Below are 21,873 nucleotides of genomic sequence, written 5' to 3'. Positions count from 1 at the left end.
AACCCCGGTCCCGCCGGCCGCCGCACCCGCTTCAAACCACCCCGTGCCGCCGAACCACCCGTACTACCCCAGGAGTCCATCCCTCATGACCCGCACCACCGCCCCCGCCGACCTGGTCCTGCGCAACGCCCGTATCCACACCGTCGACCCGCGGCTCCCCGCTGCCGAGGCGCTCGCCGTCCGCGACGGCCGGATCGTCTGGGTCGGCCCCGACGCGGAGGCAGCCGCCTGGACGGGGGAGGACACCCGGCTCATCGACGGTGCGGGCAGGCTGGTGCTGCCCGGCTTCATCGACGCGCACAACCACGTACGGCTCGGCTCCGACGACGCCTGTGTGCAGCTCGCCGGGGCCCGCACGCTCACCGAGATCCACCACCGCATCACCGCCTGGAGCGCCGATCATCCCGACGCGGAGTGGATCGAGGCCGAGGCCTTCGACTACTCCGCGATCCCGGACGGCCGGATGCCGAACGCGGCCGACCTGGACACGGTCACCGGCGACATCCCGGCCTTCGTCCTCAGCTACGACGTCCACACCGCATGGCTCAACACCGCGGCCCTGCGGCGCCTCGGTGTCACCAGGGAGACGACCTCGCTGCCGTTCGGGCGTGCCGAGACCGATCCGGTCACCGGTGAACCCACCGGATTCATCAAGGACTTCGCCGTCAAGGGGCTGTCCCGCGACGGGCACCGGGCGCTGCGCGAGCTGGGTGTTCCGTGGGCCGCTCCCGACCGCCAGTACGGCCGACTCGTGAAGAGCCTGGACGACGCGATCCGCTTCGGCATCACCACCGTGGTCGAGCCGCAGAACTCCCTGGACGACCTGGAGCTGTTCACCCGCGCCCGCACCGAGGGCCGGCTCCGCTCCCGCCTGGTCGCCGCGCTCTTCCACCCGCGCGGCACCACCGACGCCGACCTGGACGACTTCGCCGCGACCGCCGCCCGGTTCGACGACGACCGCATGCGGGTCGGCCCGCTCAAGCTCTACATCGACGACGTGGTCGAGCCGCGCACCGCCGCGCTGCTGGAGCCGTACACGGGTTGCGGCAAGCACCGGGGCGACACCTTCTACCCGCCGGAGGAGTTCGCCGGGCTGCTCACCAAGCTGGACGCCCGGGGCTTCCAGTGCTTCGTGCACGCCACCGGCGACCGGGGCATCCGCACCGTACTGGACGCCGTCGAGCACGCCATTGAGGTCAACGGAGCGCGTGACGCCCGCCACCAGGTCGTCCACGTGGAGTGCCTCGACCCGCAGGACACGGCGCGCTTCGCGGAGCTCGGCGTCGTCGCCTGCATGCAGCCGAGGCACTGTGCTCCCGAGATCGCAGGGCCCGGCCAGGACTGGGCGGAGAATGTCGGCTCGGACCGCTGGCACAAGGCCTGGCCGATGCGCAGCCTGCACGAGGCGGGGGCCGTGCTGGCTTTCTCCAGTGACTGGAACGTGGCCGAGATGGACCCCATGATCGGTATCTACACCGCGGTCACCCGCCGTCCTCTCGGTGGCGGCGAGCCCTGGCAGCCCGGCGAGACGGTGGACGTCGAGACGGCGGTCCACGGCTACACGATGGGCTCCGCCCACGCCAACTTCCTTGAGGGCGAACGCGGTTCACTGAGCGTCGGCAAGCTGGCCGACTTCACCGTGCTGTCCAGGGACATCCTGCGCATCAGCCCGGAGGACATTCCCGGTACGACGGCCGAGCTGGTCGTCGTCGGCGGCGAGGTGGTCGCCGGGACCGGGGCCTGAGACCCGGGCGGCGGCCGGGCCCCCGGCCGCCGCCCCGGCCGCGTACGGCATCAGCTGCGCGCGAAGGACAGGCGCTTCACGGCCGACACCAGGCACGTCGTCGCCGACGGCCCCTCCACCTTTGCGGAGGCCACGGATACGTGGACGAGTACGGTATCGAGAAGATCGTCCGAGATCCCCGTGTCCGCCGGCTTCTGGAAGGAACCAACGAGATCATGCGCGTCATAGTGGCCCGTGGGCTGAGGGAGGTGTTCCGATGACCGCCGACGAGGAGCACGTACTTCTCCGTACCGAAGGCCGAGCCGCCTACCTCACGCTCAACCGGCCGCAGGCGCTCAACGCCCTCACCCACGCCATGGTGCGTCGTATCGACGAGGCCCTGGCCGCCTGGGAGGACGATCCGGCCGTGGAGACCGTGATCATCACTGGTGCGGGAGGACGCGGACTCTGCGCGGGCGGCGACATTCGCTCCGTCTACGAGGACGCGTGCGCCGGAGGCACCGCCTCCTTCGGCTTCTGGCGGGACGAGTACCGGCTCAACGCCCGCATCGCCCGCTACCCCAAGCCGTACGTCGCCGTGATGGACGGGATCGTGATGGGCGGCGGTGTCGGAGTCTCCGCCCACGGCAGCGTCCGCATCGTCACCGAACGCTCCCGGATCGCCATGCCGGAGACGGGCATCGGCTTCGCTCCCGACGTGGGCGGTACGTATCTGCTCGCCCTCGCGCCCGGTGAACTCGGCACCCACCTTGCCCTGACCGGTACGCAGATCGGCGCGGGCGACGCCCTGCTGTGCGGGCTCGCCGACCACTTCGTACCCTCGGATGACCTGCCCCGGCTGCTCGACGACCTCGCCAAGCAGCCGGTCCGGGACGCGCTCCGGCCCCACGTACGTCAGCCGCCTCCTGGCGAACTGGCCAGGCACCGGGTGTGGATCGATCCCTGCTATGGCGCCGACACCGTCGAGGAGATCGTCACCCGGCTGCACGGCCACGGACCGGGCGCCGCCGACGCGACGGCCGACATCCTTGCGGCCAAGTCGCCCACGGCCCTGAAAGTCACGCTCGCCGCGATGCGCAGCGCACGGCGGCTCGGCTCGCTGGAGCACGTCCTGGAGCAGGATTACCGGAGTTGCTGCGCCGCGCTCGCCTCGCACGACCTGGTCGAGGGGATCCGCGCCCAGGTCATCGACAAGGACCGCAAGCCCCGTTGGGCACCGGCCACTTTGGCTGAGGTCACCAACACTGAGGTGGCGCGCTACTTCGCCCCGCCCCCCGGAGGCGAGCTTCACCTGACCACGCCGCAGCATCACATGCCCTGAGGAGACTGCCTGCTGTCTGGTCTACGCGCCGGTCATCATCCTGGTCCCTGAACTGGTGCGCATCGTCGGCTCGTGGTGGGGCAATCGAGTAGTTTCCGCGGCCTCGCACCGGTAAGCCCGCATGTCGACGTGTCAGGTATGCGTGGCTGAAGCCAGCCAGCCAGCCGGCCAGCCAGCCAGCCAGCCAGCCAGCCGGTCGGCCAGCCGGCCAGCCAGTCATCACGTTCAGTGCGTATCTTCAGGCGCTGCCGCACCGGCGCGGGCGACAGCCCTCAGCCCGCTCGATCCGGTTCTGGTGTGCCGTTCGGTTGCCGGACCGTGGCTGTCCGCCGTGGCGGTGCCGGTGTCAGCAGCGCGGCGAGCCGGTGAGTCTCCTCCAGGTAGCGGTCGTAGGGGAAGCCGGCCTCCAGGAGAGCGGTGCGGAGCTCTTCCTCCAGGGGCTTGCCCTCGGCCAGGAAGGTGTCCTGGCCCGTCGGGGTGAGGGTGACCAGGCGTCGGCGTCGGTGGGCGGGGTCGACTCTGATCGTCACGTACCCCTGCGCCTCCAGTGGGCGCAGGGAGCGGCTGATGGCGGGGTCGGACAGGGCCAGGGCCTCGGCGAGCTGGTGCTGGGTGGCGGGTTGGATCTCCTCAAGGGTGCCCAGCAGCCGCAGTTGACTGTGGGAGAGGCGCTGGTTCGAGTCGGAGCGGCGCCTGGCCGCCTCGCCCATCAGCATGACCACGCGGTACAGGAGCTCTGCCAGTCCTTCGTCCATACGTCCATCCTACCGGAACACTTGCAGCGTTAATATTAACCATGCAACACTCGGATTCATGGACAACCTCCCGTACGCCGTTCAGACCACGTTTCCGCTTCTCTTCATGCTGGTACCCGCTCTCGGAGCGCTGCTGAGCTGCCGTCGCCGCCGCCCGGGCCGGTCGGCGGCGGAGATCTGGCAGCGCTGGTGGGCGGTCGGCGCCCTTGGCATCGGAAGCCTGTGGATCACGCTCTCGTTCCTGGCGGTCCCGAAGGGCATGGCGGACGCCATCGGCTTCGCCACCTCGCCGTTCCAGTTCGAGATCGCCTTCGCCAACCTCGGCCTCGCCGTGCTGGGCTTCCGCGGCGCGTCCGCTTCGCCCCGTGAGCGCCTCACGAGCGGGCTGGCGGCCGCCGCGTTCCTGTGGGGAGCCACGATCGGCCACGTCTACCAGTGGTTCGCCAACGGCGACCACGCCGCCGGAAACACGGGTGGCATCCTGGCCAACGACGTACTCATTCCCGCCGTCATGATCGCCCTGGCCGCCCGGGACGTCCACCGCGCCGGCCCGGGCCGCGGCCACAACGCCCTCCCGGCGGCCTGACCACGGCGGCCCGCCCGCCCGGTGGCAGCGGAGCCCGCGACGGTCCATCGCAGCCCCCATCGACGAGCGAACCCGGGCGGAGGCTGTGGGACAGGGGTCTCCGGGCCGCATCCGTCGGCCCGTTATCGGCGGGGCGGCACGACAACGGGCGGGAGGGCGCGCGTGGTCACGCGCGCCCTCCCGCCCGGGTGATCCGGTCGGTGACCGCTCAGCGGCGGCCCGGCACCACTGTCAGACGGTCAGGGCGGGCGGAACGGCCGCCAGCGCCTCCTGGATCGCGGCGACCAGGGTGCGGGCGGACTCGGCCGTCAGTTCCAGGGCGACGCGCGCCGAGGGACCCTTCGACGGGTCGGTGAAGTCGATGTTGAGCGTGTGCTCGGCCATCGCGTGCACCGGGTGGTCGAAGTACACGGTCACGTCCGACACATGGAACCAGGAGCTGCCCGGCCCCTTGGCGCTGCCGTCCACGGTGTCCTTGATGGTCGTGTAGGTGCACATGCTCAGGCTCCCAGGTGCTTGGCGAAGAAGGTCTCGACCCGCTCCCAGCCGTCGTTGGCGGCGGCCACGTTGTACGAGGGCCGGTCGGTGGCGAAGAACGCGTGACCCGCGCCCTCGTACGTGTGGAACTCGAAGTCCTTGCCGTGCTCCGTGAGGATCTGCTCCAGCTCGGCCACCTGCTCGGGGCCGGGGAAGCTGTCGTCGGCCCCGAACAGGCCGAGCAACGGGGCGCGCAGCCGGGGGAGTTCGCCGACCAGATTGCTGACCTGCAGCGGGAAGCCCTCGGGCGGTGTTCCGGTGACGAACGCGCCGTAGCAGTCCACCGCGGCGTCCAGGTCGAGACGGCACGCGGCGAGCACGCTCTGCCGTCCGCCCGAGCAGTAACCGATCGTGCCCACCTTGCCGTTGGAGGTGGGCAGCGCGCGCAGGTACGCCGCGGCCGCGGCCACGTCCCCGGCGAGGCGGTCGTCCGGCACGCCACCGGCCGCACGGTTGGCGGCTGCGGCGTCGTCAGGTGCCGCGCCCGGCGCGTCGCGGTAGAAGAGGTTCGGGCAGATCGCGTCGTAGCCCATCTCGGCGAACCTGCGGACGATCTCCTTGCTGCCCCGGTCGTAACCCGGCATGTGGTGGATGACCACGACTCCGCCGCGCGGGGTTCCGCCCTCCGGACGGGCCAGATATGCCTCGATCTCGTCGCCGTCGTGACCGGCGAGCCTGATGGTTTCCGCGGTTAGTGAGTCACTCATGAGACAGCTATACCATAAGGCTGGACTAATCAGTTTATGCTGACGACCATGGTGAATACGGGCGACTCGGCTGACTCGGGGCGGATGGCGGCGGACCTGCGGGCCTGTCTCGGCCCGCTGGTGCGCAGGCTCAGACAGGTGGAGCCGGACGGCGAACTGACGCTGGCGCAGACCTCCGTACTGGTGCGGCTCGACCGGGAGGGCCCGGCGACGCCCGGCCGGCTCGCCGAGGCCGAGGGCATCCGCGCCCAGTCCATGTGCACGATCGTCTCCGCCCTCCAGGAACGCGCTCTGGTGGCCCGCACCCCGGACCCGGACGACGGCCGCCGGGTCGTCGTGTCGCTCACCGCGGCGGGGGTCGAGGGGCTGCACGGGGCCCGGAGGGAACGGGCGCGGCGGCTCACCCGGGCCATCGAAGCGGAGCTCACCACCGCCGAGCGCGAGCAACTGGCCGTCGCGCTGCCCCTGCTGGCCCGTGTCGTCCACGGTCTCTGACCGCCCCCCTCGCCGCTACCCGGCGGACAGCTCCCGGGGCCAGCTGCCGGTCGTGCGCAACAGGGCGATGAATGCCCGCTCGGCGGGGGAGAGCAGCCGGTCGCGCCGGCTCACCAGACTGATCGGGCGGGACCGGGGCCGCGGGCCGACCGGCACCACCGCCAGCGAACCGGCCCGTACGTCCACGTCGACCGCGTGCTCGGAGATCAGCGTGAGCCCGAGGCCGGCTGCCACACACTGCTTGACGGCCTCGGGACCCCAGACGTCACCGTGCGACACCTCCGTCAGGCCCCACTCGGCCAGCACCTGTTCCTGAAGCTCCCGCGTCTGCGAACCGGGCTCGCGCAACAGGAAGCGGGAACCCGCCAGCTCGGCGGGACGGACTTCGCCGGCGCCCGCCAGTGGATGCGACGGCGCGGCGACGAGCACCAGCCGCTCGTCCAGTACGTGTTCGACGACCAGCTGCGCCGCGGTGGGTGCCCCCGCCACCACCGCGACACCGATTCCGCCCCCGGCCAGCCGTTCCAGCACGGCCTCGTTGTTGCCCACGAAGATGTCGCACTCGATGCCCGGATGAGCCGCCTGGTACCGCGCGAGGAGCGGGGGCAGCAGATAGGTCCCGACCGTCGTCGTACCGCCGATCAGTAGCCGCCCCGAGGCCAGCCCGCTCACCTGCTGCACCGCCGCGACGGCCTCGTCGGCCAGCAGGAAGACCCGTTTGCCGTACTCGGCCAGAACCTCGCCCTCGGCGGTGGGCCGGGTCCTGGCGCCCGAGCGGTCCACCAGGGTGACCCGCAGGGACTGCTCCAGTCTCCGCACCTGGTTGGAGACGGACGGCTGGCTCATGTAGAGCTTCTGCGCCGCAGCGGAGAACCCGTGGTGCTCGACCACTTGCATGAAGATCCACAATCGGTGGAGGTTGAGTTCCACGGGCCTCCTGACGTTGCTCACCGACCGTCCGCGCGGTGAGCCTAGCGGCCAACGGCCCTGGTGGGGAGGGGGTGTACCCGCCCCTGCGGAGCTATGGCGGCCATAGCGATTCCGGTGGTTCTCCACCGGTGGCGGCGGGTGCTACCCATGAAGAGGAGAGCGGCAGCCACCGCTCCGGACTTCGACCTCAGGGGTGGATCCGTACATGAAGGAATCTGTTGCCGAACGGCTCGATGTGAACGGGCGCGGCTACGGCCGGCCCTGCCGGCCGGTCGTCGTGGTCTGCATCGACGGCAGCGAGCCCGCCTACCACGAACGGGCCGTGGCGGACGGCCGGATGCCCTTCCTGGAGCGCATGCTCCAGCACGGCAGCGATCTGCGGGCCGACTGCACCATGCCGTCCTTCACCAACCCCAACAACCTCTCCATCGCCACCGGCACACCGCCGTCGGTGCACGGCATCTGCGGCAACTACTTCTACGACACCGCGTCCGGTACCGAGATCATGATGAACGACCCGGCGCTGCTGCGGGTGCCCACCCTCTTCGCCGCGTTCTCGGCGGCCGGAGCGAAGGTCGCCGTCATCACGGCCAAGGACAAACTGCGCAGGCTGCTGGGGCGCGACCTGGTCGACGGCATGTGTTTCTCGGCCGAGAAGGCCGACCAGGTCACCGAGGAGGAGAACGGCATCAGCAAGGTGCTGGAGCGCGTCGGCATGGAGCTGCCCTCCGTCTACAGTGCCGGGCTCAGCGAACTCGTCATGGCCGCCGGTACGGATGTACTGGCGCAGGAACGGCCGGACCTCATGTACCTCTCGCTCACCGACTACATCCAGCACAAGCACGCACCGGGCTCCCCCGTCGCCAATGACTTCTACGCGATGCTCGACGGCTACTTCGAGCGGATCGATGCACTCGGCGCCGTCCTGGTCGTCACCGCGGACCACGGGATGAACGCCAAGAGCGACGCGCGGGGCGAAGCCCGGGTGGTGTTCCTCCAGGACGTCCTCGACGCACGGCTCGGCGAGGGAACGGCGCGGGTCGTGCTGCCCATCACCGACCCGTACACCGTGCACCACGGGGCGCTCGGCTCGTACGCGACCGTGCACCTGCCCGCCACCACCGACGTGGCGCCGCTGGTCGCCGCGCTCGCCACGCTGGACGGCGTGGACACCGTCCTCACCCGCGCACAGGCCTGCGAGCGCTTCGAGCTGCCGCCGGACCGGATCGGCGACCTCGTCGTCATCGCCGAACGCAACACGGCGCTGGGCACCACCCCGGCCCGCCATGACATCTCCGGCTTCGAGGAGCCGCTGCGCTCGCACGGCGGGCTGACGGAGCAGCGGGTGCCGTTCCTGGTCAACGCCCCGACCGGACCGCTCCCCGAGGGTCACCGGCTCCGGAACTTCGACGCCTACTGGGTGGGCACCGCACTCGCCGCGGACCGGCCGCTCACCACCTGACCCGGTCCGCGCAGCCCGCCCCCTCCTCCGAATACCCCTGACCCCCGTATCGCCTCGATCCCGTATCGCCTCGCTCCCCCCGGAGATCCCCGATTCCCGGAGACCCTCTCGGAGATCCCAGAACCGAACGCTCCCGCACCACTGACCCGGCCCCGGCGTGCGCTGTCGAGGCGTGCGCCGGGGCCGAGCCATGTCCAGGTACGACTCCGATCCCTCACCCGCACCCACCGCGCCGAGGACAGGACAGGACACCGCCATGGCAGACACCCCACACCAGCAACCACCACCGACCGGCACTCCGGTCACCACACGTGAAGCGCTCGACCGCATCTCACCGCTGGTCCGCTCCGCGCGGGCCCGTCGCTGGCGCCGGCAGATCTTCGCGATCACCTGGCTCGCGTACGTCGGTTTCTACTTCGTCCGGCAGGCGTTCTCCGTGGCCAAGCTGGGCATCCTGGACGATCCCTCCGTGAACACCGTGCTCACCGAGCACGTCCTCGGCGTCATCGACGCGGTCTACCTCGCGGCCTACGCGGCAGGGCAGTTCCTCTGGGGCATGTGGGCCGACCGGTTCGGGCCACGGGTGGTGGTGATCGGCGGGATGGCCGGTGCCATCGCCGCGGCCTGTGCGATGGGGCTGAACAGCGCGCTCCTGGTGTTCGGCGGCGCCATGGTGATCCAGGGGCTGTCCCAGTCGGCGGGGTGGGCGCCGCTCTGCAAGAACATGGGGAACTTCTTCGCGGTGGGGGAGCGCGGCCGGGTGCTCGGCGTGTGGAGCACCAACTACGCGTTCGGCGGTCTCGTGGCCCCGCCGTTCCTCGGGTGGGTCGCCTACTCGGTGCTCGACAGCTGGCGGGCGGCCTTCCTCGCGGGCGCCGTCACCCTCGCCGTCGTACTCCTGCTGTTCGTGCTCCTGCAGCGCGACTCACCCCGGGACGTGGGCCTGCCGGACCCGATGGACCCGACGGGACCGACGGACGCGATGGACCCGGCGGAGTCCACGGATCCGGCGGAGTCCGTACGGAGCGCCGAGCCCGGAACCGACGGTGCGCCGCGCCGCTCTGCCATCGGTCTCTACCGCGAAACCCTGCGCGACCGCATGGTGCTCACCCTCGGCCTCTGCTACTTCCTCCTCAAGCCCGCCCGTTACGCCATCCTGCTCTGGGGGCCGGTGATCGTCAGTCACCGGCTGCCCGAGATCAACAAGGTCGGCGCCACGCTCATCCCCATCGCGTTCGGGGTCACCGGCGTCCTCGCCCCGATCCTGGTGGGCTGGGTCTCCGACCGGCTCTTCCGGTCCCGGCGGGTCCCGGCGTGCGTCCTCGCCCTCGGCGTACTGACCGTGGCACTCGCCCTGTTCATGCCGCTCACCGCGGCGGGCAGCGTCGGGGTGATGATCGCCGTTCTCGCGGTGATCGGACTCGCCGTGTACGCGGCCGACGCGATGATCTCCTGTGTCGCCGCCGTGGACTTCGGCAGCGCCAAGGGCGCGGGAACCGCCGCGGGTCTGGTCAACGGCTGCGGATCGGTCGGCGCCATCCTCGGCGGCCTGCTCCCCGGATTCCTCTCCGGCGGTGTGCTGTTCACCGGCTTCGCGGGAGCCGCACTCCTCGCCGGACTGCTGATGCTCCCGCACTGGAATCGCGTACCGCGCCCCACGTCCTGAGCCTCCTGCACCCATCGAGAAGGAGTCTCAACAAGGAGTCTCAATGATGAAGTCAAGCCGCTTGCGCGACCGGTGGGGCGGAGGCGAAGACCCGGTCGTCGCGCAGAACGGCCCACAGGACACCGGCCCGTCGGCGGGCGAGAGCGATAACGGCCTGGGCGTGTTTGCAGCCCTCGCCACGCTTCTTGAGGTAGAAGTCCCGGTTGGGTCCGTCGCGGATGATGCTGGTCTGCGCGGACATGTAGAACACCCGGCGCAGGCGTCGGCTGTATCGCTTGGGCCGGTGCAGGTTGCCGGTCCGGCGTCCGGAGTCGCGGGGTACGGGCACAAGCCCGGCGGCGGAGGCCAGGTGGCCGGCGTCCGCGTAGGCCGTCAGGTCGCCCGCGGTGACGACGAACTCGGCGCCGAGTATTGGCCCCATGCCGGGCAGGGATTCGATGGTCTCGGCCTGCGGGTGGCTGCGGAAAGTCTCACGGATCTGCTTGTCGACGCGTTTGAGCCGGTCGTCCAAGTCCAGAATCTGGGCGGCGAGATCGGCAACGAGCTGGGTGGCGACTTCTTCTCCGGGCGGCACGGTGTGCTGGGCGTCGGCGGCTTCAAGCGCGGTGGCCGCGACCGTGTCGGCGCCTCGCACACTGCGGTGGGCCAGCCAGGCCGTCAGCCTCGCGCGGCCTCGGCGGTGGAGGGCGGCCGGGGTCTGGTAACCGGTGAGCAACGCGAGGTCGGCGGCGAGCTGGGCAGGCACACCGATCGTGGTGAAGTCGCGCCGGTGGCGCGCGGTTTCGGCGATGACGTAGGCATCGCGGGCGTCGGTCTCGGCCTCCCCTCGGTAAGCCCCGGACATGCGGTTGGCCGTCCGTCCGGGCACGTAGACGGCCTGTTGGCCGTGGGCGGTGAGCAAGGCCAGCAGCAGCGCGGAGGACGTGCCGGAGATGTCCACCGCCCAGCTGACCTCGTCGGTCAGGTCCAAGATCTCGCCCAGTGCGGTCAGGATCGCTGTCTCATCGTTGTCGATCTTCTTCGACCACAGGGTGGCGCCGGTCTCGTCGACCACTGCCGCCCAAGGGTGGCCCTTGCCTGCATCGACGCCGGCCCAGAGCCGGACGCGTCGGTTGCTCATCTGCCCCTCCTCGTTCCGCGCAGCCTGCTGCCAGCCCGAGGGACACCCCGCTGTCATCTCCGTAATCAGCGACCGAAGCGCACATCTCAATCAGCAGCCAGGGCGCCCAAGAGAGCCGGGCGGCCACTCCTTCGAAGCCACTGAAGGCAAGAACCCATCAGCCACACCCGGCCCTCCCGGGCCGCCTAACAACTTACGGAGCACCCATGACCGTCAACCGTGCCGACACCGCCGTCGTCGGCGGAGGCATCGTCGGCCTCGCCCACGCACTCGCGGCCGCCCGCCGTGGGGACCGCGTCGTCCTGTTCGAGCGTGACGACTTCGCCGTCGGCGCCTCCATCCGCAACTTCGGCATGATCTGGGCGGTCGGCCAGCAGCGCGGCGAGATCTACGAACGAGCTCTGCGGACCCGCGAGATCTGGCTGGACATCGCCGCCAAGTCCGGGCTCTGGGCCGCACCGACCGGATCGCTGCACCTCGCCCACCACCCCGACGAGGTCGCGGTCCTGGAGGAGTTCCTCGCGATCACACCGCCGGCCCGGGAGCGCGGTGCCCGGATGATCACCCCCGACGAGACCCGCGACCGCAGTGCCACCGCGCGCACCGACGGACTGCTGGCCGCGATGTGGAGCCCGACCGAGCTCAACGTGGACCCGAGGCTCGCCATCCCGGCGGTCGCCAGGTACCTGGTGGCCGAGTACGGCGTCGACATCCGGTTCGGCACGACCGTACGCGGCATCGATCTGCCGGAGGTCTCCACCACCGAGGGCGAGTGGCACGCGGACCGGGTCTACGTGTGCAGCGGCAATGACTTCGCGACGCTGTACCCGGAAGTCTTCGCCCGGAGCGGTCTGGTGCGGTGCAAGCTCCAGATGATGCGCACCGGGGCCCAGCCAGCCGGCTGGCAGCTCGGCCCGATGCTCTGCGGCGGGCTGACCCTCCTGCACTACGCGGCCTTCGACGACTGCGTCTCGAAGGCGGCGCTGGCGGCCCGGCTGGGGGATGAGCTGCCCTTCCACCGGGAGCACGGGGTCCATGTCCTGCTCTCCCAGACCGCGGACGGGCGGCTGACCATCGGCGACAGCCATGCGTACGCGAAGACGCTCCACCCCTTCGAGAGCGAGGAGATCAACGAGGCGGTCGTGGACTACCTCGGCACGTTCGCGCAGTTGCCGAACCCGGCCATCACCGAGCGCTGGAGCGGCTACTACCCGTCCCTGCGGGACGGCCGTACGGAACTGGTGACCGAGCCCCAACCGGGCGTCACCGTCGTGAACGGCGTCGGCGGCGCCGGGATGACGCTGTCATTCGGACTGGCCGAGGAGATCATCGGCCGCTGACGCCGGACCACCGGCCCACGCGGCGGTGCCCCTCACCGGATCTCCGGTGAGGGGCACCGCCGTATGCGGTCGGCACACCTGTCAGCACACCTAATAACTGATGCAGGCCGAATGCCACTCCGTGTAGAAGTCCCACACCTCGGGGGAACACTCCGGCGGGCCGTACTGCGACGCCTTCGAGCCGACATGCGGCAGATGCGCGTACGCCCCTACGCCGGGCCGGTTCACATGGAGCATCCCGGCCTCGAACCGCTCGATCGCCTCGAACGCCCGCGACTGGGACGCAGTGAAGACGGTGCCGGACATCCCGTACTTCACGGAGTTCGCCACGGACATGGCGTCGTCGAAGCCGTCCGCGTCGATCACCGCCAGCACCGGCCCGAACACCTCCTCCTGCGCCAGCGCGCTGTCCCCGGGCACATCGCGGATGACGGTCGGCCGGACATAGCAGCCTTCGGGCAGATCCGACCGCTCCTCCCGGTCCCCTCCGCACAGCACCTTGCCGCCGTCGCGCCGCGCCCCGGCGACGGCCGCCAGGGCAGCGTCCATCCGTACGGTGTTGACGACCGGGCAGACCCGGGACGCCGGATCGTCGCCCGGCCCGACCCGCAGACCGGCGACGCGCGCCACCAGCCGGTCGAGGAACTCCTCGCGCACCCGGACATCCACCACGGCCCGGCTCGTGGCCGAACACCGCTGGCCCGCCTGGCCGAAGGCGCCGTTCACGACAGCGTCGACGGCCTTGCCGATGTCGGCGTCGTCGCACACGATCAGGGCGTTCTTGCCGCCGAGTTCGAGCTGCGTCCGGAGCAGCCGGTGCGCCCCGCCGCTGTGGATGGCGGTACCGACCGGCAGCGAGCCGGTGAAACTGATGCCCGCGACCGCCGGGTTGGCGACCAGCGCCTCGCCCGCCGCCGCATCGCCCTGCACCAGATTCAGTACCCCGGCGGGGATCCCCGCCTGCTGGAAGATCTCGACCAGCAGCGCCGAGGTCAGAGGTGTCAGCGGGGACGGCTTGAGCACCGCCGTGCATCCCGAGAGCAGTGCGGGTGCCACCTTCCACATCGGGATGGCGAGCGGGAAGTTCCACGGGGACACCAGACCGACCACCCCGATGGGCCTGCGGAAGGTGTACGCGAAGGTGCGCTCCTCCTCGGCGGGCGCGGTCACCCCGCCGAGCAGCCGTGCCTGTCCCGCGGTGAAGTCGATGACGGCCCGCGCCCTGGCCACTTCACCGCGGGCCTCGCTGAGCAGCTTGCCCTGCTCGCGGGTGATGACGGACGCGACCTCCGCCGCCCGCTCGCCGAGGATCCGGCTCGCCGCGGTGAGATGTACGGCGCGCGCGACCGGTCCCAGCGCGCGCCACCCGGGCAGCGCCGTGGCCGCGGCGTCGACCGCGTGGTCCACGTCGACGCCACCGGATTCGGTGAACTCGCCGATCACATCCGAGAGATCGGCCGGGTCGATGTTCTCCCGGAGCTGTCCCGATTCCGCCGGGAGCCACTGCCCGTCGATGAAGTTGAGCCGAAGGTGCTGCGGAACCTGATGCCACTGCGCAACGCGTGTCATGCCCTCCCCTTCGCTGGACCTGCCGGCGCCGCTGCCGGTCCTGGCCAGGCTCGCTCAGGGGGCGGGCCGTCACAATGCGCGATTGGTGAATACACCGGATAGCCGGCGCCTATCGGGCCCCCGCTGCCCCGCGCGCCGGGGTCGTGGCGGACCGCCACCGGCTCGCACGCGACCCGGTCGCGGACCCGTCACCGGGGCCGTACTAGACCGCCTGCTCCACGGTCCGCGCGAGGATGCCGAGCGTGGCACGCAGCCCGGCTTCGGGGATGACCGGGAAGATGCCCTTCTCGCGGTAGCGCTCCTCGATCCGGCTCCAGTCGTAGTACGAGGTGACGAGCGTCCCCGTCGCACTGGGGCTGAGCCGGTAGCCGTACAGGTGCTGGATCGGCGGCTGGATGGTTCCCGAGATCGTCCACTCGATCAGAGCGTCCTGCTCGAACCGGGTGATGATGACCGTGACGTCGTACTTGCCCATCGGGATGTCGCCGAGCGCCTCCCGGTCCATGTGGACGACGAACGTGTCGTCCGCCTTCCGGACCGGATCGCCCTCGGCCGACTGGAGCATCCCGGAGCTGTCGATGGCCACATGGCCCTGCGGGTCGCACAGCAGCGCGAACACGGTGGCGGGGGATGCTGCGATCTCCCGCTGGACTTCGAAGCGTTCTGAGCGTTCTGTCGTCATGCCCGCCACCGTACGGTGCGGCCCGGTGCGCAGGCGGACGGGTGCGGCCGCCGGCCGGAGCGGCCGGGGCCGGCGGACGATCCCCTCGTCCGCCGGCCCCGGCCGTACTGTCCGCCCCTCCCGTCAGAGCAGCACCGGCGTCAGGTCCGGGCCGCCCTCGTTCTCGTACGCGTCCTCGTCGAAGGGGTACAGCGGGCGCTCCACCCGGTGGTGGCCCAGGCGCAGCAGGTCCTGGTCGACGCCGCCGGGGGTGAGGGCGAGGAGCCAGTCCGCCGCCATGTCGTGCAGCTCCGGTTCCAGGTAGCCGATCTTCACGACGACCAGGTCGAAGGTGCGCGGGTCGATCCCCAGACCGCCCTGCGCCGGTCCGGTGAAGTCGGCGACCGTGTGGAACGGCTTGCGCTGCCCGGTGACGACGACCGTGAGCCCGCCGACCGTGATCGCCGCGAGGTCGCAGCCGCGGTCGTACGCGCCACCCTCGGCCCGGTCCGTCTTGTCGGCCGCGCGCTGCAGGCCGGTCACGGTGCCGGTGATCTCGTAGGGCCCGCCCTGGCTGGTGTCGACCTTGCCGCCGACGCCGACGGTGACGGTGGCGCCGATCCCGGCCTCGAAGCAGGCGCGGACCGCGGCCGGGTCGGTGATGCCGGGGTGGACGGCGGTCACCCTGCCGGAGGCGATCTTCTCGTTCTCCAGCAGCTTGGCGAGCATGTACGCGAGGTCGCCCGCGCCGCCGGCCGTCGGGTTGTCCCCGGAGTCGCTGATCAGGAACGGGCGGCGCTCGGACGCCACCGCCGCGGCGACGCACTCCTCGGCGGTGCCGGTCGGGCCGACGAACTCGAAGTCGCGGCGGACGTCCCAGTACTGACGGGCCAGGGACTCGGCCTCGGCGGCGGCGAGCGCGGCGTCGTCGCCGGTGACCACGATGGCCGCCTTGCAGCGCGGCTCGTCGGCCCAGGCGTACCCGACCCAGATCGCGGCGTCCACGATGCCGGGCTTCGCCTCGATGCCCGCGAGACGCCCGTACAGGCCCTTGGCCGGTTCCAGCCGCGTGCTGGTCTTCTCGCCGGGCAGCAGCACGGGCACCTGCACCCACGCGCGGTGCGGACGGCGGTCCGCGGCGGGCAGCCGGAGCCGCTCGACCAGCTTGCGGGCCGCGCGCTCACGGGTGTCCCAGGCGTCCTCGTGCGGGGCCAGCCGGTGGGCGGTGAGCAGCTCGATCGGCTCGGCGAAGCGGCGCGAGACGTTCCCGTGCAGGTCCATCGCCGCGGACATCATCGGGCGGCCGGACTCCGGGTCCTCCGGGGTGCCCACCGCGTCCAGCGCGGCGCGCACGGCCTCGGTGAGGTCGCCCTCGGCGTCGGTGAGGCCGATGACGCTCATCGCGCCGTGCAGGTCGTAGACCATGCCGTCCAGGGGGCCCGCGGCCCGGATCCGGGAGACCAGCTCGTCCTTGAGCAGCAGATACGACTCCGCCTCGACGGGGCCGCCGGGCAGGGCGGTGGCGTGCAGCAGCGGGACCCACTCGATCAGCGCGCCAAGGTCCGACCCCGGCTGCGTCCAGGTGTAGCGGTCGAGGAGATCCTGCCCGCGGGTCTGGCGGAAATCGTCCACGGTGGAGCGGTGCGGGCAGAAGGTGGACGACTCGATGCCGATGCCGCCGATGGCTATGCGCAGACGGCGGGCGGGGGTGGCGGTGGTCATGTGGCGCTGCTCTCCGGGTTGCGGGTGGGGTGGTGGTACGGGGGCCGCGCCCGCGGGGTGTCCGGGCGGGGCGGGGCCGGGCTCAGGGCGCTTCGGCGTGCGGCAGGCTGTCGCGCAGGGCCGTCAGCCCCGCGCCCAGCAGGCCCGCGTCGCGGCCCGAGACGGTGGTGGTGATTTCGAGCCCTGCCGTGGCCATCGGCAGGCAGCGCTCGTACAGGACCCCGCGGACCGCGGCCACCAGGGGCTCCGCCGATGCCAGTGCGCCGCCGAGTACGACGGCCTGCGGGTTGAAGAAGTTGACGACGACGCTCAGGACGGTGCCGATGTGGCGGCCGGCCGCCCGGACGAGGGTGGTCGCCTGCGGGTCCCCGTCGGTGACCAGCCGCAGCAGTTCCGCGGTGCCGTCCACCGGGGTGCCCCTGCGGGCGAGTTCGCGCAGCACGGCCGCGCCGCTGGCGACCGTCTCCAGACAGCCGATGTTCCCGCAGCTGCACGGGCGGTCCTCGGCGGCGTCGACCCGGACGTGGCTGATGTCGCCCGCGCATCCGTTGGCGCCGCGGTGCGGGCGGCCCGCGGAGATCACTCCGCAGCCGATGCCGCGGCCCGCCTTGACGACGACGAGGTGCTGGAGCTCCGGCCTGGCCGACTGGTGCTCGCCGACGGCCATCAGGGTCGCGTCGTTGTCCACGACGACCGGCAGTCCGAGCCGGTCGGCCAGGACGTCGCGGAGCGGGAAGTTGTGCCAGCCGGGCATCCGGGAAGGGGTGAGCACCCGGCCGGCCGGGACGTCGACCGGGCCGGGGAAGGCGATACCGACGCTCCGTACGGTGCGGCCCGCCGCGCGCTGGCGGTCGGCGAGCGCGGTCAGCCGCTCCACCAGCCAGTCGGCGGCCTGTTCGGGGCCGTCGGTGAGGTCGTGGCTGTGGTCGGCGGCGTCCCGGACCGTGCCGTCGGCGGAGACGGCGGCCAGCCTGCCGTGGTGCGAGCCGAGGTCGGCGGTGAGGGCCACCCCGCCCTGCTCCGGGATCCGCAGCAGCCGCGGGCGCCGGCCGCCGCGGGACGCGCCCTCGCCCGACTCCGTGAGGAGCCCGGCGGCGACGAGCTCCTGCACCCGGAGCGAGACCGTCGAGGCGGCAAGACCCAACTCCCGGACCAGATCGGCCCGTGAGGACGCGGTGCCGGACGTGACCATGCGCAGAATCTGCTGGTTCGATGCGCTGTCCGTCATTGGTCTCCCCGTCATCGCGCTCCCCGAATTGCTCTGCGTGGCTTCGAGTTACTTCGATATGTCAAAACAAGTGTGTGCTGTCTCGATGAAAGTTAGCGATCCAAGGGCATCTTTCGCCAGGGGTAATGGGAAAGTTTTCAGCAATCCTGTATCGCAATATGGGACATAAATGTCTAAAAGCTCCAGGAAGGATGCCCTAAGTCGAACATCTACTCTTGACTTAGTTTCGGCCACCGTCCTAACTTTCAAGCATTCTCCAGCCGATGTTCACGTCGGCTCGCTGCTGGAACCCGATGGAGGCCCACCCATGCGCCCAAGGCGCTCATCCGCGCGGCGTCGCGCGCTCGCCGCAGCGGTCACCGGGGCGGCGCTCGTCGTGGCCCTCTCGGCCTGTTCGCAGGACGGCGGCAAGATCGACATGGGGCCCACCGGCGGCACACCCGTCGAGGGCGGCACCGCCACGATGGCGCTGCCGCCGGCCGCGACCCCCAACTGGATCTTCCCCATCGGGGCCCCGGGGTACGGCGCCACGTACAACTACGCCATCCAGTCGCTGCTGTACATGCCGGTCTACGACGCGGTGAAGAAGGGCAGCGCGCTCACCACCACCGGGCCCAACACACTGGGCCAGAAGCCCGTCTACAGCGACGGCAACAAGACGGTCACCGTGCCGCTCCGCAAGGGCATCACCTGGTCCGACGGCAAGCCGGTGACGGCGCGCGACATCGAGTTCTGGTTCAACATGGTCAAGGCCAACAAGGCGGAGTGGGGCAGCTACTCGGTCGGCACCATGCCCGACAACGTGAAGAGCTTCGAGACCGTCGACGCCCACACGGTCCGGCTGCACCTCAACCGCTCGTACAACCCCGACTGGTTCACCGCCAACCAGCTCACCCTGATGCGGGCCCTTCCGCAGGCCGCCTGGGACGCCAAGAAGGACGGCGGCCCGATCGGTGACTGGGACCGGACCACCTCCGGCGCCAAGGCGGTCTTCGCCCGGCTGACCACCCACTCCAAGAGCCTCGGCGCCTACTCCAAGGACCCGCTCTGGAAGACCGTCAACGGGCCCTGGAAGATCGCCGAATGGCAGAACACCGGCCAGGTCACCCTCGTACGCAACCCGAAGTACACCGGCACCGACAAGGCGCATCTGGACAAGGTCGTCCTCAAGCCCTTCACCACCGCCGACTCCGAGTTCAACGTGCTGCGCTCCGGCGGCGTCGACTACGGATACATACCGCCGTCGGTCCTCGCGCAGAAGAAGAAGTTCGAGAGCCGCGGGTACCGCGTCGATCCGTGGGAGGGCTGGGCGGCGACCTACATCGTCTACAACTTCAACTCCTCGCACGGCGGGGCGGCCATGCGCCAGCTCTACATCCGCCAGGCCATGCAGCACCTGGTCGACCAGAAGTCGATGAGCAAGGTCATCTGGCAGGGCAGCGCCGACCCGACGCTGGGTCCGGTCCCCGTCACCCCGAAGACGCAGTACACCACCCCGGAAATGCAGAAGAACCAGTACCCGTACTCGGTGAAGGCGGCCCGCAAGCTCCTCACCGATCACGGATGGGCCGTCCGCGACGGCCAGGCCCGCTGCACCCGCCCCGGCACCGGCGCGGACCAGTGCGGGGCCGGCATCGCGAAGAACGCCCCGCTCAACCTGACCCTGCTCTCGCAGTCGGGCTCCACCGAGTCCACCAACATGATGCAGGAGCTGAAGTCCTCGCTGAGCAAGGCCGGCATCGACCTCAAGGTCCGCCAGCAGCCGCTGAACTCGGTCCTCGGCAACTCCGTACCCTGCAAGGCCGGACAGCCGGGCTGCGACTGGGACATGTCGTTCTTCGGCACGGCGGGCAGCTGGTACTACCCGCTCAACCCCAGTGGTGAGCAGCTCTTCTCGACGGGCGCCTCCGCCAACTTCGGCAACTACTCGGACCCGAAGGCGGACAAGCTCATCCGCGCCGTCCAGTACTCCAGCGACCCGAACGCCATCCACGCGTACGGTCAGTACCTCTCCCAGCAGCTCCCCGTGATGTGGATGCCGAACCCCGCCTACCAGGTGTCGGTGATCCGCAACGACCTGCGGGGTGTCGACCAGAACCCCACCGTGACCCTCGCCCCGCAGGACTGGTACTACGTCAAGAAGGGGGCCGACCAGTGACCGGCTTTCTCCTCAAGCGCCTCCTCCAGGCGGTGGTCGTTCTCTTCCTGGTGTCGGTCATCGTCTTCGTCCTTCTGCACATGCTGCCCGGCGGACCGGCCCGTGCCATCCTCGGGCCCAAGGGCACACCGCAGCAGATCGAGCACTTCAACCACGCCCAGGGGTACGACCGTTCGCTGCCCTTCCAGTACTTCGAGTACCTGAAGCGGCTGCTCACCGGCGACCTGGGAGTCTCGTACAAGCTGAACCAGCCGGTCTCCGACCTGCTCGTGCAGCGACTCCCCAAGACGCTCCTGCTGACGGCACTCTCCACGCTCCTCGCGGTGATCATCGCGATCCCGCTCGGTCTGCTCCAGGCCGTCCGCCGCGGCAAGATCACCGACTACCTGCTGACCGGGGCCGCCTTCCTCGCCTACGCGACGCCGGTCTTCTTCCTCGGCCTGATCCTGATCATCGTCTTCTGCCAGACGATCCCGATCTTCCCGTCGGAGGCACCCCAGGGTGAATCCCTGTCCAGTATCTTCAGCGGCTTCTCCGGCATGGTGCTGCCCATCGTGACCATGGCGCTCGGCGTCATCGCGATGTTCAGCCGCTACATGCGCTCCGCGACACTGGACAACCTCACCGAGGAGTACGTCCGTACGGCGATGGCCAAGGGCCAGTCCAGCCGGCGGATCCTCGCCAAGCACGTGATGCGCAACGCGCTCATCCCGCTCGCCACTCTCCTCGGCCTCTATCTGCCGACGCTGTTCAGTGGCGCCCTGGTCGTCGAGGCGATGTTCAACTACCCCGGTATGGGCCTGCTGTTCTGGAACGCCGCACAGGGCTCCGACTTCCCGGTACTGCTCGGAGTGACGCTGGTCGTGGGCGTCGCCACCGTGGTCGGATCGCTGCTCACCGACATCGTCTACGCCGTCCTCGACCCCCGGATCCGGAGCGTCTCATGAGCACCGCCGTCATAGCCCCCGGGCACGAGGACGCCGACCTCGCCACGCCTTCGCTGGCCCGCCGTACGCTGCAGGTCTTCACCGGCAACAAGCTCGCCCTCACCGGCGTGATCGTGCTCGTGCTGCTGCTCGCGTTCTGCTACCTCGGCCCGCTGATCCACTCCACCGACCAGGTCCACACCGACCTGGCACAGGCCAACCTGGCCCCCGGCAGCCCCGGACACGTCCTGGGCACCACGGACCTCGGCTACGACCTGCTCGGCCGGCTGATGCTGGCCGGCCAGTCCTCGCTCGAAGTCGGCCTCGCCGCCGGGCTGCTCGCCACGCTCTTCGGCACGCTCTGGGGCGCGGTCTCCGGCTACTTCGGCGGCTGGACCGACGCCGTGATGATGCGCGTCACGGACGCCGCACTCGCCATCCCGGCGATGTTCCTGCTGGTGGTCGTCGCCGCGATCATCACGCCCAGCAAGGGCGTGCTCATCGTGATCATCGCGGCGGTGGCCTGGCTGTCCCCGGCCCGGCTCGTGCGCGGTGAGGCACTCTCGCTGCGCGACCGCGAGTACGTCCAGGCCATGCGGATGATGGGCGGCGGCGGAGCCCGCGCGGTGTTCCGGCACATCGTGCCCAACGCCATCGGCACCGTCATCGTCAACTGCACCTTCCAGATCGCCGACGCCATCCTCTACGTCAGCTACCTGGCGTTCCTCGGCCTCAGCATCCCGCCGCCCGCCACCGACTGGGGGTCGATGCTCTCCTCGGGCATCACCTACACCCAGAACGGCTACTGGTGGCTGATCTTCCCGCCGGGCGTCGCCATCGTGCTCGTCGTCGGTGCGTTCAACTTCGTGGGCGACGGCCTCCGGGACGCCTTCGAAGTACGGCTCCAGAAGAAGTAGCCACACCCCCGCCTGCTTTCCTGCCTGCA

General features: G+C 70.5%; 19 protein-coding genes and 1 pseudogene. 11 read left to right on the top strand and 9 right to left on the bottom strand.

Features of this window, described 5'->3' with window-relative positions:
- Nucleotides 1–85 precede the first annotated feature (85 nt).
- From OG285_RS02695 to OG285_RS02685, 3 genes and pseudogenes are all read left to right on the top strand, one after another.
- A complete protein-coding gene (locus OG285_RS02695) occupies nucleotides 86–1,744 on the top strand; it encodes an amidohydrolase (protein ID WP_371790042.1) in 1,659 nt (552 codons plus the stop codon).
- Nucleotides 1,745–1,798: 54 nt separating this feature from the next.
- A pseudogene (locus OG285_RS02690) lies at nucleotides 1,799–2,004 on the top strand (acyl-CoA dehydrogenase family protein); the annotation flags it as partial.
- On the top strand, nucleotides 2,001–3,065 hold the full coding sequence (locus OG285_RS02685; protein ID WP_356831592.1) for an enoyl-CoA hydratase/isomerase family protein: 1,065 nt from the start codon (nucleotides 2,001–2,003) through the stop codon (nucleotides 3,063–3,065). The pseudogene OG285_RS02690 and the gene OG285_RS02685, both read left to right, overlap by 4 nt.
- Nucleotides 3,066–3,337: 272 nt before the next feature.
- Here the strand turns inward: OG285_RS02685 and OG285_RS02680 are convergent, their stop codons facing one another.
- Nucleotides 3,338–3,820, bottom strand: a complete 483-nt coding sequence (locus tag OG285_RS02680) for a MarR family winged helix-turn-helix transcriptional regulator (protein WP_371790041.1) — start codon at nucleotides 3,818–3,820, stop codon at nucleotides 3,338–3,340.
- A 58-nt stretch (nucleotides 3,821–3,878) separates the two neighbouring features.
- On the opposite strand from OG285_RS02680, the gene OG285_RS02675 reads away from it, so the two are divergent.
- The gene (locus OG285_RS02675; protein ID WP_356831588.1) at nucleotides 3,879–4,406 is read left to right on the top strand and encodes a DUF6790 family protein; all 528 of its coding nucleotides are present in this window, start codon (nucleotides 3,879–3,881) and stop codon (nucleotides 4,404–4,406) included.
- A gap of 231 nt (nucleotides 4,407–4,637) precedes the next feature.
- On the opposite strand, the gene OG285_RS02670 is transcribed toward OG285_RS02675, so the two are convergent.
- Nucleotides 4,638–4,904: a DUF6295 family protein gene (locus OG285_RS02670; RefSeq protein ID WP_356831586.1), complete on the bottom strand. Its 267-nt coding sequence runs from the start codon at nucleotides 4,902–4,904 to the stop codon at nucleotides 4,638–4,640.
- A 2-nt stretch (nucleotides 4,905–4,906) separates the two neighbouring features.
- A complete protein-coding gene (locus OG285_RS02665) occupies nucleotides 4,907–5,650 on the bottom strand; it encodes a dienelactone hydrolase family protein (protein ID WP_371790040.1) in 744 nt (247 codons plus the stop codon).
- Between the two features lie 48 nt (nucleotides 5,651–5,698).
- On the opposite strand from OG285_RS02665, the gene OG285_RS02660 reads away from it, so the two are divergent.
- Nucleotides 5,699–6,145, top strand: coding sequence for a MarR family winged helix-turn-helix transcriptional regulator (locus OG285_RS02660; RefSeq protein WP_371790039.1), 447 nt, complete (start codon nucleotides 5,699–5,701; stop codon nucleotides 6,143–6,145).
- Nucleotides 6,146–6,160: 15 nt separating this feature from the next.
- On the opposite strand, the gene OG285_RS02655 is transcribed toward OG285_RS02660, so the two are convergent.
- Nucleotides 6,161–7,075, bottom strand: a complete 915-nt coding sequence (locus OG285_RS02655) for a LysR family transcriptional regulator (protein ID WP_356831580.1) — start codon at nucleotides 7,073–7,075, stop codon at nucleotides 6,161–6,163.
- A gap of 205 nt (nucleotides 7,076–7,280) precedes the next feature.
- On the opposite strand from OG285_RS02655, the gene phnA reads away from it, so the two are divergent.
- A complete protein-coding gene (gene phnA / locus OG285_RS02650) occupies nucleotides 7,281–8,537 on the top strand; it encodes a phosphonoacetate hydrolase (protein WP_356831578.1) in 1,257 nt (418 codons plus the stop codon).
- A gap of 256 nt (nucleotides 8,538–8,793) precedes the next feature.
- Complete coding sequence (locus OG285_RS02645; RefSeq protein WP_371790038.1) at nucleotides 8,794–10,203, top strand: MFS transporter; 1,410 nt, start codon at nucleotides 8,794–8,796, stop codon at nucleotides 10,201–10,203.
- A gap of 52 nt (nucleotides 10,204–10,255) precedes the next feature.
- Here OG285_RS02645 and OG285_RS02640 read toward each other — a convergent pair whose 3' ends face one another.
- Nucleotides 10,256–11,323 (bottom strand): IS110 family transposase, encoded by a 1,068-nt coding sequence (locus OG285_RS02640; protein WP_371790037.1) that lies wholly within the window; start codon nucleotides 11,321–11,323, stop codon nucleotides 10,256–10,258.
- Nucleotides 11,324–11,529: 206 nt separating this feature from the next.
- On the opposite strand from OG285_RS02640, the gene OG285_RS02635 reads away from it, so the two are divergent.
- Nucleotides 11,530–12,663, top strand: coding sequence for a TIGR03364 family FAD-dependent oxidoreductase (locus tag OG285_RS02635; RefSeq protein ID WP_371790036.1), 1,134 nt, complete (start codon nucleotides 11,530–11,532; stop codon nucleotides 12,661–12,663).
- 90 nt (nucleotides 12,664–12,753) lie between these two features.
- Here the strand turns inward: OG285_RS02635 and OG285_RS02630 are convergent, their stop codons facing one another.
- The 4 genes from OG285_RS02630 to OG285_RS02615 form a co-directional block, all read right to left on the bottom strand.
- Nucleotides 12,754–14,232 (bottom strand): aldehyde dehydrogenase family protein, encoded by a 1,479-nt coding sequence (locus tag OG285_RS02630; protein WP_356831572.1) that lies wholly within the window; start codon nucleotides 14,230–14,232, stop codon nucleotides 12,754–12,756.
- A 202-nt stretch (nucleotides 14,233–14,434) separates the two neighbouring features.
- Nucleotides 14,435–14,914, bottom strand: a complete 480-nt coding sequence (locus OG285_RS02625) for an SRPBCC family protein (protein ID WP_356831570.1) — start codon at nucleotides 14,912–14,914, stop codon at nucleotides 14,435–14,437.
- Nucleotides 14,915–15,037: 123 nt separating this feature from the next.
- Nucleotides 15,038–16,615, bottom strand: coding sequence for a M81 family metallopeptidase (locus tag OG285_RS02620; RefSeq protein WP_371790035.1), 1,578 nt, complete (start codon nucleotides 16,613–16,615; stop codon nucleotides 15,038–15,040).
- 82 nt (nucleotides 16,616–16,697) lie between these two features.
- Nucleotides 16,698–17,843, bottom strand: coding sequence for an ROK family protein (locus tag OG285_RS02615; RefSeq protein WP_356831566.1), 1,146 nt, complete (start codon nucleotides 17,841–17,843; stop codon nucleotides 16,698–16,700).
- Between the two features lie 307 nt (nucleotides 17,844–18,150).
- Between OG285_RS02615 and OG285_RS02610 the strand changes: the two genes are divergently transcribed.
- From OG285_RS02610 to OG285_RS02600, 3 genes are read left to right on the top strand one after another with little or no spacing between them, the layout of a single operon-like run.
- Nucleotides 18,151–20,001, top strand: a complete 1,851-nt coding sequence (locus OG285_RS02610) for a peptide ABC transporter substrate-binding protein (RefSeq protein ID WP_371790034.1) — start codon at nucleotides 18,151–18,153, stop codon at nucleotides 19,999–20,001.
- A complete protein-coding gene (locus OG285_RS02605; RefSeq protein ID WP_356831562.1) occupies nucleotides 19,998–20,948 on the top strand; it encodes an ABC transporter permease in 951 nt (316 codons plus the stop codon). The genes OG285_RS02610 and OG285_RS02605 overlap by 4 nt, the downstream gene beginning before the upstream one ends.
- Nucleotides 20,945–21,844 (top strand): ABC transporter permease, encoded by a 900-nt coding sequence (locus OG285_RS02600; RefSeq protein WP_356831560.1) that lies wholly within the window; start codon nucleotides 20,945–20,947, stop codon nucleotides 21,842–21,844. The genes OG285_RS02605 and OG285_RS02600 overlap by 4 nt, the downstream gene beginning before the upstream one ends.
- Nucleotides 21,845–21,873 lie beyond the last annotated feature (29 nt).

This window comes from Streptomyces sp. NBC_01471, assembly GCF_041438865.1.
Classification (GTDB): domain Bacteria; phylum Actinomycetota; class Actinomycetes; order Streptomycetales; family Streptomycetaceae; genus Streptomyces.
Note: the sequence above shows the minus strand (reverse complement) of the source record. Positions and strands in the feature narration are given on the sequence as shown.